At 59.0% G+C, this 12,074-nt stretch carries 15 protein-coding genes; 14 read left to right on the top strand and 1 reads right to left on the bottom strand.

Annotated elements, in window-relative coordinates; all coding sequences use genetic code 11:
• Positions 1 to 211: 211 nt before the first annotated feature.
• Positions 212 to 1,030, bottom strand: coding sequence for an inositol-phosphate phosphatase (gene suhB, locus FBY04_RS05470; protein ID WP_084320774.1), 819 nt, complete (start codon positions 1,028 to 1,030; stop codon positions 212 to 214).
• A gap of 145 nt (positions 1,031 to 1,175) precedes the next feature.
• On the opposite strand from suhB, the gene trmJ reads away from it, so the two are divergent.
• The 14 genes from trmJ to FBY04_RS05400 all read left to right on the top strand — a co-directional run bounded on the left by trmJ (position 1,176) and on the right by FBY04_RS05400 (position 12,074).
• Positions 1,176 to 1,946, top strand: coding sequence for a tRNA (cytosine(32)/uridine(32)-2'-O)-methyltransferase TrmJ (trmJ, locus tag FBY04_RS05465; RefSeq protein WP_084320775.1), 771 nt, complete (start codon positions 1,176 to 1,178; stop codon positions 1,944 to 1,946).
• 2 nt (positions 1,947 to 1,948) lie between these two features.
• Positions 1,949 to 2,725, top strand: a complete 777-nt coding sequence (gene cysE, locus FBY04_RS05460) for a serine O-acetyltransferase (protein WP_084320776.1) — start codon at positions 1,949 to 1,951, stop codon at positions 2,723 to 2,725.
• Between the two features lie 266 nt (positions 2,726 to 2,991).
• Entirely contained in the window at positions 2,992 to 3,483 is a 492-nt protein-coding gene (gene iscR / locus FBY04_RS05455; protein WP_007903581.1) for a Fe-S cluster assembly transcriptional regulator IscR, read from the top strand.
• Between the two features lie 50 nt (positions 3,484 to 3,533).
• Positions 3,534 to 4,748 carry an IscS subfamily cysteine desulfurase gene (locus FBY04_RS05450; protein WP_084320777.1) on the top strand — a complete coding sequence of 405 codons (1,215 nt, stop codon included), beginning with the start codon at positions 3,534 to 3,536 and terminating at the stop codon, positions 4,746 to 4,748.
• A gap of 85 nt (positions 4,749 to 4,833) precedes the next feature.
• On the top strand, positions 4,834 to 5,220 hold the full coding sequence (iscU, locus tag FBY04_RS05445; protein WP_003443374.1) for a Fe-S cluster assembly scaffold IscU: 387 nt from the start codon (positions 4,834 to 4,836) through the stop codon (positions 5,218 to 5,220).
• Positions 5,221 to 5,247: 27 nt separating this feature from the next.
• Positions 5,248 to 5,571 carry an iron-sulfur cluster assembly protein IscA gene (gene iscA / locus FBY04_RS05440; protein WP_007903589.1) on the top strand — a complete coding sequence of 108 codons (324 nt, stop codon included), beginning with the start codon at positions 5,248 to 5,250 and terminating at the stop codon, positions 5,569 to 5,571.
• Between the two features lie 8 nt (positions 5,572 to 5,579).
• The gene (hscB, locus tag FBY04_RS05435) at positions 5,580 to 6,101 is read left to right on the top strand and encodes a co-chaperone HscB (protein ID WP_084320778.1); all 522 of its coding nucleotides are present in this window, start codon (positions 5,580 to 5,582) and stop codon (positions 6,099 to 6,101) included.
• A gap of 51 nt (positions 6,102 to 6,152) precedes the next feature.
• On the top strand, positions 6,153 to 8,018 hold the full coding sequence (gene hscA, locus FBY04_RS05430; protein ID WP_145314725.1) for a Fe-S protein assembly chaperone HscA: 1,866 nt from the start codon (positions 6,153 to 6,155) through the stop codon (positions 8,016 to 8,018).
• Entirely contained in the window at positions 8,018 to 8,359 is a 342-nt protein-coding gene (gene fdx / locus FBY04_RS05425) for an ISC system 2Fe-2S type ferredoxin (protein ID WP_007903596.1), read from the top strand. Before hscA ends, fdx begins: the two co-directional genes overlap by 1 nt.
• Before the next feature lie 15 nt (positions 8,360 to 8,374).
• On the top strand, positions 8,375 to 8,575 hold the full coding sequence (iscX, locus tag FBY04_RS05420; RefSeq protein ID WP_007941386.1) for a Fe-S cluster assembly protein IscX: 201 nt from the start codon (positions 8,375 to 8,377) through the stop codon (positions 8,573 to 8,575).
• A 92-nt stretch (positions 8,576 to 8,667) separates the two neighbouring features.
• Positions 8,668 to 9,093, top strand: a complete 426-nt coding sequence (ndk, locus tag FBY04_RS05415) for a nucleoside-diphosphate kinase (RefSeq protein ID WP_007903599.1) — start codon at positions 8,668 to 8,670, stop codon at positions 9,091 to 9,093.
• A gap of 28 nt (positions 9,094 to 9,121) precedes the next feature.
• On the top strand, positions 9,122 to 10,264 hold the full coding sequence (gene rlmN / locus FBY04_RS05410; RefSeq protein ID WP_084320781.1) for a 23S rRNA (adenine(2503)-C(2))-methyltransferase RlmN: 1,143 nt from the start codon (positions 9,122 to 9,124) through the stop codon (positions 10,262 to 10,264).
• Between the two features lie 17 nt (positions 10,265 to 10,281).
• Positions 10,282 to 11,040: a type IV pilus biogenesis/stability protein PilW gene (gene pilW, locus FBY04_RS05405; protein WP_084320782.1), complete on the top strand. Its 759-nt coding sequence runs from the start codon at positions 10,282 to 10,284 to the stop codon at positions 11,038 to 11,040.
• Positions 11,040 to 12,074, top strand: coding sequence for a RodZ family helix-turn-helix domain-containing protein (locus FBY04_RS05400; RefSeq protein WP_145314724.1), 1,035 nt, complete (start codon positions 11,040 to 11,042; stop codon positions 12,072 to 12,074). Before pilW ends, FBY04_RS05400 begins: the two co-directional genes overlap by 1 nt.

The raw sequence follows: 12,074 nt of genomic DNA, 5'->3' as shown, positions 1-12,074 counted from the left end.
AACACCCCCGCTGGGGGGGGTTTTTTGTGGGCCGGCATTACTGGACACACCCAAACGCCCTGTCGGCCCGGGCGGGCGGGGTATAGGGGTTAACCCCCCCCCCCCCCCACCCCCCCCACCCCGGCTCCTACAAGGGGGCGATGGTGTTCTAGGGATGGATTTCCAGGCATAAAAAAAGCACCCCGAAGGGTGCTTTTTTGTCGCTGCGAGCTTAGCGCTTCAGCGAGGCCGGCAGGTGCGGCTGGATCGCCGTCAGCACTGCCTTGAAGCACTTGGTGTTACCGGCAACGATGTGGCCTTTCTCGAGGAAATCGTGACTGCCGGTGAAGTCGCTCACCAAACCGCCGGCTTCCTGGATCAGCAGGGCGCCTGCAGCCATGTCCCACTCGGACAGGCCCGACTCCCAGAATGCATCGAAACGACCGGCTGCTACGTAAGCCAGGTCCAGGCTCGCCGAGCCAGCACGGCGGATGCCGGCAGTCTGGCCAACCAGGGCGCGGAACATGCCCAGGTAGTTGTCGAGGTTGTCCATCTGATCGTCACGGAACGGGAAGCCAGTACCCAGCAGGGCGCCGTCCAGGCTGGTGCGGCCGCTGACGCGCAGGCGACGGCCGTTCAGTTGAGCGCCGCGACCACGGCTGGCGGTGAATTCTTCCTGGCGAACCGGGTCCAGAACAACAGCGTGTTCCAGGCGACCGCGGTATTTGCAGGCGATGCTGACTGCGAAGTGAGGAATGCCGCGCAGGAAGTTGGTGGTGCCGTCCAGCGGATCGATGATCCACAGGTATTCTTCGCCTTCGATCCCGGTGCCGGCGTGCATGCCGGTTTCTTCACCCATGATCGAGTGGTTCGGGTAAGCCTTGCGCAGCGCGTCGATGATTTTCTGTTCAGCGGCGCGATCCACCTCGGATACGTAATCCTTGGCGTCTTTTTCGTCGACCTTGATGGTATCCAGGCGCTCGATGGAGCGGAAGATCAATTCACTGGCGCTGCGGGCGGCGCGCAGCGCGATATTCAGCATGGGCTGCATGGATGTGTCACCTAAGGTTGTTAAAGAAAGCCGGGCATTCTATCAGAACTTTTCTACAGGTGAAGGTTGGTGTTCGCTTTCATAGCTTAACGGTAGGATGAACTGTAAGATTCTGCTCCCAAAATTGTGTTCGAGAACGCCTCCCGTGCTGCATAACATTCGTGTCGTCCTGGTCAATACCAGCCACCCCGGCAATATCGGCGGGGCTGCGCGTGCCATGAAGAACATGGGCCTGTCGCGGCTGGTGCTGGTCGAACCGCGTTTGTTCCCGCACCACGAAGCCGATGCGCGTGCCTCCGGCGCCGGGGACATCCTTGAAAACGCGCAAGTCGTCGCCACCTTGGAAGATGCCTTGGTCGGCTGCAATCTGGTGCTGGGCACCAGCGCCCGTGATCGTCGCATTCCCTGGCCGTTGCTCGATCCACGCGAATGCGGGACGAAAGTGGTCGAGGAGGCGGGGCAGGGCGCGGAAATCGCACTGGTATTCGGTCGCGAAGATTCCGGTTTGACCAATGAAGAGCTGCAGCGATGTCATTATCACGTGCACATCCCATCAGACCCTGAGTTCAGCTCGCTGAACCTTGGGGCAGCGGTGCAGGTGTTGAGCTATGAAGTTCGCATGTCCTGGCTGGCGGCCGAAGGTCAGCCGAGCAAGGTCGAGAAGGAAGAAGTGGCCTCCGTCAAAAGCGCTGAGCTGGCGACCATGGATGAGCTGGAGCGGTTCTATGAACACCTGGAACAAACCCTGGTGGCCATTGAATTCCTCGATCCGGAAAAGCCACGGCACTTGATGGCGCGCCTGCGTCGGTTGTACGGACGAAGCTCGGTCAGCCGGGCGGAAATGAATATATTGCGTGGCATCCTCACGGAAACCCAGAAAGCGGCCCGTGGTGAGCTTCTAAAGCGGAAGGATTAATGATGTTCGAGCGTTTGCGTGAAGATATCCAGAGTGTTTTCCATCGTGACCCGGCGGCGCGTAACGCTTTTGAAGTCCTGACTTGCTACCCGGGCATGCACGCCATCTGGATCCATCGCCTGTCGGCAGCCTTGTGGCGTGCCGAGCTGAAATGGCTGGCGCGGCTGGTGTCGAACTTCGGTCGCTGGTTGACCGGGATCGAGATTCATCCGGGTGCCAAGGTGGGTCGGCGCTTCTTTATTGACCATGGCATGGGCATTGTCATCGGTGAAACTGCAGAGATCGGCAACGATGTCACCCTTTATCAAGGTGTGACTCTCGGTGGCACCAGCTGGAATAAAGGCAAGCGTCACCCGACTCTGGAAGATGGGGTTGTGGTAGGTGCTGGTGCCAAGGTGCTCGGCCCGTTCACCGTTGGCGCGGGTGCCAAGGTTGGTTCCAACGCCGTGGTGACCAAGGCTGTGCCGGCCGGCGCGACTGTCGTCGGCATTCCAGGGCGGATCATCGTCAAATCCGACGAAGAGCAGGATGCCAGGCGCAAGGCAATGGCCGAGAAGATTGGCTTCGATGCCTACGGTGTTGGCGAAGACATGCCGGACCCGGTGGCGCGCGCCATCAATCAGTTGCTTGATCATCTGCAGGCAGTTGATGGTCGTCTGGAGGGGATGTGCGGGGCGCTGAAGGATCTGGGCAGCAATTACTGTGCGAAAGATCTGCCTGAGCTGCGCGAAGAAGATTTCGCCTGTGTGAAGGACAAGGATCAGAGTCAGGCCAGCTAAACCGAGTTGGTCCCTTCGCGAGCAAGCCCGCTCCCACATTGAATCTCCAGTGGCCATAGATTTTGTGTGCGACGAAGATCCCATGTGGGGGCGGGCTTGCTCGCGAAGAACGGCAACGCGCATTCGCTGGCTGTAACCGCCCCGCCTTTGCTATGATGCTGCCGCTCTTTTGCGGGTAATCCTGACTAAAGTACTAGGTCTTATAGTTGACTTAAATACTCGGGAATTGCATACTCGCCCCATTCCGAACTCCGTGGTAATTGTCCATGCGACTGACTACAAAAGGCCGATACGCCGTGACCGCCATGCTCGATCTGGCGTTGCACGCGCAGCACGGGCCGGTGTCCCTGGCCGATATCTCCGAGCGCCAAGGCATCTCCCTGTCCTACCTCGAACAGCTTTTCGCCAAGTTGCGCCGCAGCAATCTGGTATCGAGCGTCCGTGGTCCGGGCGGCGGCTACCAGCTGTCCCGCGACATGCAGGGCATTCAGGTTGCCCAGGTGATCGATGCGGTAAACGAATCGGTCGATGCCACCAAGTGCCAGGGCCAGGGCGATTGCCATCAAGGCGACACCTGCCTGACTCACCACTTGTGGTGCGATCTGAGCCTGCAGATTCACGAGTTTCTGAGCGGTATCAGCTTGGCTGACCTTGTCACTCGCCGTGAGGTACAAGAAGTAGCCCAGCGTCAGGACCAGCGCCGTTGCAACAGCAAGGCGCCACGCCTGGACAAGATTGAAGCGTCCGCCGTCGAATGACAGCCAAAGAGCTAGCGGCACGCCAGCCAGCCTGATTTAGGAGATAGTCCATGAAATTGCCGATTTACCTTGATTACTCTGCGACCACCCCGGTTGATCCGCGTGTTGCGCAAAAAATGAGTGAATGCCTGCTGGTCGACGGAAACTTCGGTAACCCGGCGTCCCGTTCCCACGTGTTCGGCTGGAAAGCTGAGGAGTCCGTCGAAAACGCTCGTCGTCAGGTCGCAGACCTGGTCAACGCCGACCCGCGTGAAATCGTCTGGACCTCCGGTGCCACCGAATCCGACAACCTGGCAATCAAGGGTGCGGCGCATTTCTATGCGACCAAAGGCAAACACCTGATCACCACCAAGATTGAGCACAAGGCTGTCCTCGACACCATGCGCCAACTGGAGCGTGAAGGCTTCGAAGTGACCTACATCGAGCCTCGCACCGATGGTCTGGTTACGCCTGAAATGATCGAAGCAGCCCTGCGTGACGACACCATTCTGGTTTCGGTCATGCACGTGAACAACGAAATCGGCACCATCAACGACATCGCGGCCATCGGCGAACTGACCCGCTCCAAGGGCATCCTGTTCCACGTCGACGCCGCTCAGTCCACTGGCAAGGTCGAGATCGACCTGCAGAAGCTGAAAGTCGACATGATGTCGTTCTCCGCCCACAAAACTTACGGCCCTAAAGGCATCGGCGCGCTGTACGTCAGCCGCAAGCCGCGTGTTCGCATTGAAGCGACCATGCACGGCGGCGGTCACGAGCGCGGCATGCGTTCCGGCACCCTGGCGACCCACCAGATCGTCGGCATGGGCGAAGCCTTCCGCGTAGCCAAGGAAGACATGGCTGCCGAGAACGTACGCATCAAAGCCCTGAGCGACCGTTTCTTCAAGCAGGTCGAAGACCTGGAAGAGCTGTACGTCAACGGCAGCATGACCGCTCGCGTTCCGCACAACCTGAACCTGAGCTTCAACTACGTTGAAGGCGAGTCGCTGATCATGGCGCTCAAGGATCTGGCGGTTTCGTCCGGCTCGGCTTGCACCTCGGCTTCGCTGGAGCCTTCGTACGTACTGCGCGCACTGGGCCGCAACGACGAACTGGCACACAGCTCGATCCGCTTCACCTTCGGTCGTTTCACCACCGAAGAAGAAATCGACTACGCCGCGCAGAAAGTCTGCGAGGCCGTTACCAAGCTGCGCGCTCTGTCGCCGCTGTGGGACATGTACAAAGACGGTGTCGACATTTCGAAAATCGAGTGGGCGGCACACTGATTTCAAGTCGCCGCAAACCAGCCCTGTCGAACCCAGGTTCGCAGGGCTTCAAGAGCGACTCTCTGATGAGTGAGGATTAAGAATCATGGCTTACAGCGAAAAGGTCATCGACCACTACGAAAACCCGCGTAACGTCGGCAAGATGGACGCGGAAGACCCGGATGTCGGCACCGGCATGGTCGGCGCCCCGGCGTGCGGCGACGTGATGCGCCTGCAGATCAAGGTCAACGAGCAAGGCATCATCGAAGACGCCAAGTTCAAGACTTACGGTTGCGGTTCTGCTATCGCTTCCAGCTCCCTGGCGACCGAGTGGATGAAAGGCAAGACTCTGGATGAAGCAGAGACCATCAAAAACACTCAGCTGGCCGAAGAACTGGCCTTGCCGCCAGTGAAAATTCACTGCTCCGTACTTGCTGAAGACGCTATCAAAGCGGCCGTTCGCGACTACAAGCAGAAGAAAGGCTTGATCTGATTTTTGGCGACGAGTAAGGAGTCACCGATGGCTATCAGCATGACAGAAGCGGCTGCTCAACACGTGCGACGCTCCCTCAACGGGCGCGGCAAAGGTGAAGGGATACGTCTGGGTGTTCGCACCACGGGCTGTTCTGGCCTTGCCTACGTGCTGGAGTTTGTCGACGAGGTGGTTGCAGAGGACCAGGTGTTCGAAAGTCACGGCGAAAAAGTGATCATCGACCCGAAAAGCCTGGCCTACCTGGACGGCACCGAGCTCGATTTCGTCAAGGAAGGGTTGAACGAAGGCTTCAAGTTCAACAACCCCAACGTACGCGGTGAATGTGGCTGCGGCGAAAGCTTCAATATCTGAGGCTACTTGTGGGTACTCCTTGTCATTTCGCTTTATTCGAGCTGCAACCGAGTTTCAATCTGGACCTCGATCAGCTGGCTACGCGCTACCGTGAGTTGGCGCGCAGTGTTCATCCGGACCGTTTTGCGGACGCTTCCGAGCGCGAGCAGCGTCTGGCGCTAGAGCAATCCGCGAGCCTCAACGAGGCCTACCAGACGCTCAAAAGTCCCCCGAAGCGCGCACGATACCTGCTCGCTTTGAATGGTGGCGAGCTGCCACTGGAGGTCACGGTGCATGATCCGGCGTTTCTCCTGCAGCAGATGGAGTTGCGTGAAGAGCTCGAAGACCTGCAAGACAGCGCCGACATGGCCGGTATTGCAGCGTTCAAGCGTCGCCTGAAAACCGCGCAGGATGAACTGAACCAAAGCTTCGCAGCCTGTTGGAATGACGCTGCGCAACGTGAGCAGGCCGAACGCCTGATGCGGCGCATGCAGTTCCTCGACAAGCTCACCTACGAAGTGCGCCAGTTAGAAGAGCGCCTCGACGATTAACCCAGTGCCGCTCCGGTCGCACGCCTGATATACAGATAAGTCCTGATCACGATGGCCCTACTGCAGATCGCCGAACCCGGCCAAAGTCCTCAACCGCACCAGCGTCGTCTGGCTGTGGGGATCGACTTGGGCACTACCAATTCGTTGGTCGCTGCATTGCGCAGTGGTCTTTCCGAGCCTCTGGCCGACGCTGACGGGCAGGTCATCCTGCCGTCTGCCGTGCGCTATCACGCCGACCGCGTCGAAGTCGGCGAATCAGCCAAACTGGCTGCCGCTACCGATCCTTTGAACACCGTGCTGTCGGTCAAGCGCTTGATGGGTCGTGGTCTGTCCGACGTCAAGCAATTGGGCGAGCAACTGCCGTACCGCTTTGTCGGCGGCGAGTCGCACATGCCGTTCATCGACACCATCCAGGGGCCGAAAAGTCCGGTTGAAGTCTCCGCCGATATCCTGAAAGTGCTGCGTCAGCGCGCCGAAGCGACGTTGGGTGGCGAGCTGGTGGGTGCGGTGATCACCGTTCCGGCCTATTTCGACGATGCTCAGCGTCAAGCCACCAAGGACGCGGCCAAGCTGGCCGGCCTGAACGTGCTGCGTTTGCTCAATGAGCCGACCGCTGCCGCTGTGGCTTACGGCCTGGATCAGCACGCTGAAGGCCTGGTCGCGATTTATGACCTGGGCGGCGGCACCTTCGATATTTCGATTCTGCGTCTGACCGGCGGTGTGTTTGAAGTTTTGGCGACCGGTGGCGACAGTGCCCTGGGCGGCGATGACTTTGACCACGCCATTGCTGGCTGGATCATCGAGAGCGCCGGTTTGTCCGCCGACCTCGATCCAGGTGCGCAACGCAATCTGCTGCAAACCGCCTGCGCGGCCAAAGAAGCGCTGACCAATGCCGCGGCTGTTGAAGTCGCTTATGGCGACTGGAAAGCCCAGCTGACCCGTGAAGCCTTCAATGCACTGATCGAACCGATGGTGGCTCGCAGCCTGAAAGCCTGCCGCCGCGCAGTGCGCGATTCCGGCGTCGAGCTGGAAGAAGTGCACGCCGTGGTCATGGTCGGCGGTTCGACCCGTGTCCCTCGCGTTCGCGAAGCGGTCGCTGAAGCCTTTGGTCGTGAGCCATTGACTGAAATCGACCCGGATCAAGTGGTGGCCATCGGTGCCGCGATCCAGGCCGATACCCTGGCCGGCAACAAGCGCGATGGCGATGAGTTGCTGTTGCTTGATGTGATTCCGTTGTCCCTGGGGCTGGAAACCATGGGCGGCCTGATGGAGAAGGTGATTCCGCGCAACACCACCATCCCCGTCGCTCGTGCCCAGGACTTCACCACTTATAAAGATGGTCAGTCGGCCATGGCGATTCACGTGTTGCAGGGTGAGCGTGAGCTGATCAGCGACTGCCGCTCCCTGGCGCGCTTCGAGTTGCGCGGCATCCCGTCGATGGTGGCGGGTGCAGCGAAGATTCGTGTGACCTTCCAGGTCGACGCCGACGGCTTGCTCAGCGTGTCGGCCCGTGAATTGGGTTCGGGCGTTGAAGCCAGCATTCAGGTCAAGCCGTCCTACGGCCTGACCGACGGCGAAATCGCCAAGATGCTCAAGGATTCGTTCCAGCACGCCAATGACGACAAGGTCGCCCGCGTACTGCGTGAGCAGCAGGTCGATGCCCAGCGCCTGATCGAGGCGGTGCAAGCCGCCCTCGAGGCTGACGGCGAGCGTTTGCTCGACGCCGAAGAGCGCATGGTTATCGAGCTGCAGATGCAGGAACTGACCGAACTGATGAAAGGTACCGATGGTTACGCCATCGAGCAGCAGACCAAGCGTCTGTCGCAAGTGACCGATGCCTTTGCTGCCCGCCGCCTGGACTCGACGGTGAAAGCCGCGCTGGCAGGGCGCAACCTGAATGAAATCGAGGATAACTGATGCCGCAGGTCATTTTTCTGCCCCACGAGAAGTTCTGCCCGGAAGGCATGGTTGTCGAGGCTGAGCCCGGCATCTCCATTCTCGAGCTGGCCCATGAGCACCACATCGAGATGGAAAGTGCCTGTGGCGGCGTTTGCGCCTGCACCACTTGTCACTGCATCGTTCGAGAAGGGTTTGATTCGCTGGAAGAAGCGGACGAGCTGGAAGAAGATTTCCTCGATCGTGCCTGGGGTCTGGAAGCTCAATCGCGTCTGGCCTGCCAGGCGATCGTCGGGACCGAAGACCTGACCATCGAGATTCCGAAATACTCGCTCAACCACGCCGCCGAAGCGCCGCACTGATTCAAGGGAACTGTCATGAGCCTGAAATGGGTTGATGTGCTGGAAATCGCGATCCAGCTGGCTGAGTCAAAGCCCGATGTAGACCCGCGTTACGTGAACTTCGTCGATCTGCACCAATGGGTGCTGGCGTTGCCGGAGTTCAGCGATGATCCGACACGCGGTGGCGAGAAGGTGCTTGAAGCCATTCAGGCCGCCTGGATCGAAGAAGCAGACTGATTCTGCACCGTACGCAGTTAGGCAATACCCAAGAACCCGCGTATAATTCGCGGGTTTAATTTTTCACAAATTACCGTTTCTGGAGTTACACCATGGCTGTTCAACGTACTTTCTCCATCATCAAGCCTGACGCTGTTGCAAAAAACGTCATCGGCGAGATCACCACTCGTTTCGAAAAAGCAGGCCTGCGCGTTGTAGCTTCGAAACTGAAGCAACTGTCCAAAGCCGAAGCTGAAGGCTTCTACGCTGAGCACAGCGCTCGTGGTTTCTTCAACGACCTGGTTGCTTTCATGATCTCCGGTCCGGTTGTCGTTCAGGTTCTGGAAGGCGAAAACGCTATCGCTCTGAACCGTGAGCTGATGGGCGCTACCAACCCTAAAGAAGCTGCTGCCGGCACCATCCGTGCTGACTTCGCTGATTCCATCGACGCCAACGCTGTACACGGCTCGGACTCCGAAGCCGCTGCTGCTCGCGAAATCTCGTACTTCTTCGCAGCTACTGAAGTAACCACTCGCTAAGCATTGGCTTAAGAGTGAAGGTGAATCCATGACTACATCGACTGTAAAAACCAACCTGCTGGGTCTGACTCAACAGGAAATGGAAAAATTCTTCGACTCAATCGGGGAGAAGCGTTTCCGTGCCGGTCAGGTAATGAAATGGATTCACCACCTTGGCGTCGATGATTTCGACGCCATGACGAATGTCAGCAAGGCCTTGCGCGACAAGCTCAAGGCTATTGCCGAAGTTCGCGGTCCTGAGGTCGTCAGCGAGGACATTTCCACCGACGGCACCCGTAAGTGGGTGGTGCGCGTGGCGTCCGGCAGCTGCGTCGAGACCGTTTACATTCCCCAGGGCAAACGCGGCACTCTGTGCGTTTCGTCCCAGGCAGGCTGTGCCCTGGATTGCAGTTTCTGCTCCACCGGCAAGCAAGGTTTCAACAGCAACCTCACCGCCGCCGAAGTTATCGGTCAGGTGTGGATTGCCAATAAATCGTTCGGCAGCATCCCGGCGACCGCCGACCGTGCCATCACCAACGTGGTGATGATGGGTATGGGCGAGCCGCTGCTGAACTTCGACAACGTCGTTGCGGCCATGCATCTGATGATGGACGACCTGGGCTACGGCATTTCCAAGCGCCGTGTGACCCTGTCGACCTCCGGCGTGGTGCCGATGATCGATGAGCTGTCCAAGCACATCGACGTCTCCCTGGCGTTGTCCCTGCACGCACCGAACGACGCATTGCGTAACCAATTGGTGCCGATCAACAAGAAGTATCCGCTTAAGATGCTGCTCGAGTCGTGCCAGCGCTACATGTCGTCCCTGGGCGAAAAACGCGTGCTGACCATCGAGTACACCTTGCTCAAGGACATCAACGACAAGGTCGAACATGCCGTTGAGATGATCGAGTTGCTCAAGAACATCCCGTGCAAGATCAACCTGATTCCGTTCAACCCGTTCCCGCATTCCGGTTACGAGCGCCCGAGCAACAACGCGATTCGCCGGTTCCAGGATCAGCTTCACCATGCAGGCTTCAATGTCACCGTACGCACCACCCGCGGTGAAGACATCGATGCCGCGTGTGGCCAATTGGTAGGGCAGGTGCTGGATCGCACCCGTCGCAGCGAACGTTATATCGCCGTGCGCGAGTTGAGCGCCGACAACGATATGGCGCAAAACGCCGCGAAATAAATCAAGAGAGGATCTCTATGTCCCTGCGCTTCGCGCTGCTTGTGCTGTTGGCCAGTCTTTGTACTGGCTGCGTTCTGTCGGGCGATTTCAACCCGATGAAGACCAGCAAGGGCCGCGATGAAGCGCGTGTCGCCTATGTGCAACTGGGTTTGGGCTACTTGCAGCAGGGCATGACCGAACGCGCCAAGGTCCCGTTGAAAAAGGCCTTGGAACTGGACAGCTCGGACCCCGACGCCAACGCCGCTTTGGGGCTGGTGTTTCAGGCGGAGATGGAGCCGGAGCTGGCGGACGAGCACTTTCGCAAGGCGCTGTCCTCCCGGTCCAACGATGCACGCATCCTGAATAACTACGGCAGTTTTCTTTTCGAGCAGAAACGTTACAAAGAGGCGTACGAGCGCTTCGAACAAGCTGCCGCCGATACCCTGTATCCTGAGCGTTCACGGGTGTTCGAGAACCTGGGCATGACCGCTTCCAAGCTTGGCCAGCGTGATCTGGCCCGGCAGCAACTGGAAAAAGCCCTGCGTTTGAACCGTCAACAACCCCGTGCATTGCTGGAAATGGCTGAGTTGTCTTACGAAGACAGGCATTATGTGCCCGCACGTGACTATTACGACCGTTTTAGCCTGCTCACCGAGCAAAATGCACGTAGTCTATTGCTCGGCGTTCGTCTGGCAAAAGTGTTCGAAGATCGCGACAAGGCCGCCAGTTTTGGCCTGCAACTAAAACGACTCTATCCCGGTACGCCGGAATATCAGCAATACCTGTCGGAGCAATGATGAAAGCGGCGCATCCTGAAGTTGTAGCGGCGAATCGCGTTAACCCCGGTGAGACTTTGCGCCAGGCCCGCGAAAGCAATGGCTGGTCGCTGGCCGAAGTGGCCCTCAAGCTCAACCTCACCGTTAACTCCCTTAGCAATCTTGAAGCCGGCGCTTTCGACAAGCTGCCTGGGCATACTTTTGCCCGCGGTTATATTCGCGCGTACGCCAAATTGCTGGGCATGGACCAGACCGTTCTGGTTCAGCAGTTCGACCAATCCACCGGCACCGACTCCCAGGGTAGCAATGTCCACAGCCTGGGTCGCATCGAAGAACCGGTTCGGGTTTCCCACACCATTTTGCGAATCGTCAGCCTGTTGCTGCTGATCGCGGTGATCGGCGGTGGTTTTGTCTGGTGGCAGGATCAGACCTCTTTGCGCACCAAAGACCAGGTCAGCCTGAGCCCGGAACACGTTGAAGTCGAAGGCGCCGATGGCACCACCCAGATCCATCCGCTGGACGAGCCGGAAGACCAGGCTGTCGCGGAAGGTCAGGCAGAAGGCACGACGTCGCTGGCATTGCCGCAAGCCGAAAGCTCGACTGAAGAACCGGCCGAAGCCGAAACCACTGCGCCTGCTGCCGCTCCAGCTGCACCGGCGGCCCCAGCGCCTGCCGCACCGACACACAGCGCCGCGCCGGTTGTCGCGACGCCGGTAGCGCCAGCCCCGACGGCACCTGTGGTAGCGACCCCGCCAGCGAGCGCTTCGGTCACGCCGACCATTCCCGCACCGGCAGCGGCTGCTCCAGCTGCCGGCCAGGGTCAGGTTCAATTGCAATTCACTGCTGATTGCTGGACCCAGGTTACCGACGGCACTGGCAAAGTGCTGCTGAGTGGTCTCAAGCGTAAAGGCGAAAACGTTACCGTCAGCGGCAAGCCGCCGTTTGCCGTGCGTCTGGGCTTCGCCCGTGGCGCGCAGGTCAGCTACAACGGGCAGGTGGTCGATGTCGCTCCGTTCACCAGTGGCGAGACTGCTCGCCTGAAGTTGGGTCAATAA

The organism is Pseudomonas sp. SJZ080 (genome assembly GCF_007828295.1).
Classification (GTDB): domain Bacteria; phylum Pseudomonadota; class Gammaproteobacteria; order Pseudomonadales; family Pseudomonadaceae; genus Aquipseudomonas; species Aquipseudomonas migulae_A.
The sequence above is the reverse complement of the archived record's forward strand: the minus strand, read 5'-3'. Positions and strand labels throughout refer to the sequence as shown.

What these genes read in the sequence shown, in the direction of transcription:
- suhB (WP_084320774.1), bottom strand. Translation starts at nt 1,030, where the DNA reads ATGCAGCCCATGCTGAATATCGCGCTGCGCGCCGCCCGCAGCGCCAGT.
- cysE (WP_084320776.1), top strand. Translation starts at nt 1,949, where the DNA reads ATGTTCGAGCGTTTGCGTGAAGATATCCAGAGTGTTTTCCATCGTGAC.
- iscR (WP_007903581.1), top strand. Translation starts at nt 2,992, where the DNA reads ATGCGACTGACTACAAAAGGCCGATACGCCGTGACCGCCATGCTCGAT.
- FBY04_RS05450 (WP_084320777.1), top strand. Translation starts at nt 3,534, where the DNA reads ATGAAATTGCCGATTTACCTTGATTACTCTGCGACCACCCCGGTTGAT.
- iscU (WP_003443374.1), top strand. Translation starts at nt 4,834, where the DNA reads ATGGCTTACAGCGAAAAGGTCATCGACCACTACGAAAACCCGCGTAAC.
- iscA (WP_007903589.1), top strand. Translation starts at nt 5,248, where the DNA reads ATGGCTATCAGCATGACAGAAGCGGCTGCTCAACACGTGCGACGCTCC.
- hscA (WP_145314725.1), top strand. Translation starts at nt 6,153, where the DNA reads ATGGCCCTACTGCAGATCGCCGAACCCGGCCAAAGTCCTCAACCGCAC.
- fdx (WP_007903596.1), top strand. Translation starts at nt 8,018, where the DNA reads ATGCCGCAGGTCATTTTTCTGCCCCACGAGAAGTTCTGCCCGGAAGGC.
- iscX (WP_007941386.1), top strand. Translation starts at nt 8,375, where the DNA reads ATGAGCCTGAAATGGGTTGATGTGCTGGAAATCGCGATCCAGCTGGCT.
- ndk (WP_007903599.1), top strand. Translation starts at nt 8,668, where the DNA reads ATGGCTGTTCAACGTACTTTCTCCATCATCAAGCCTGACGCTGTTGCA.
- rlmN (WP_084320781.1), top strand. Translation starts at nt 9,122, where the DNA reads ATGACTACATCGACTGTAAAAACCAACCTGCTGGGTCTGACTCAACAG.
- pilW (WP_084320782.1), top strand. Translation starts at nt 10,282, where the DNA reads ATGTCCCTGCGCTTCGCGCTGCTTGTGCTGTTGGCCAGTCTTTGTACT.
- FBY04_RS05400 (WP_145314724.1), top strand. Translation starts at nt 11,040, where the DNA reads ATGAAAGCGGCGCATCCTGAAGTTGTAGCGGCGAATCGCGTTAACCCC.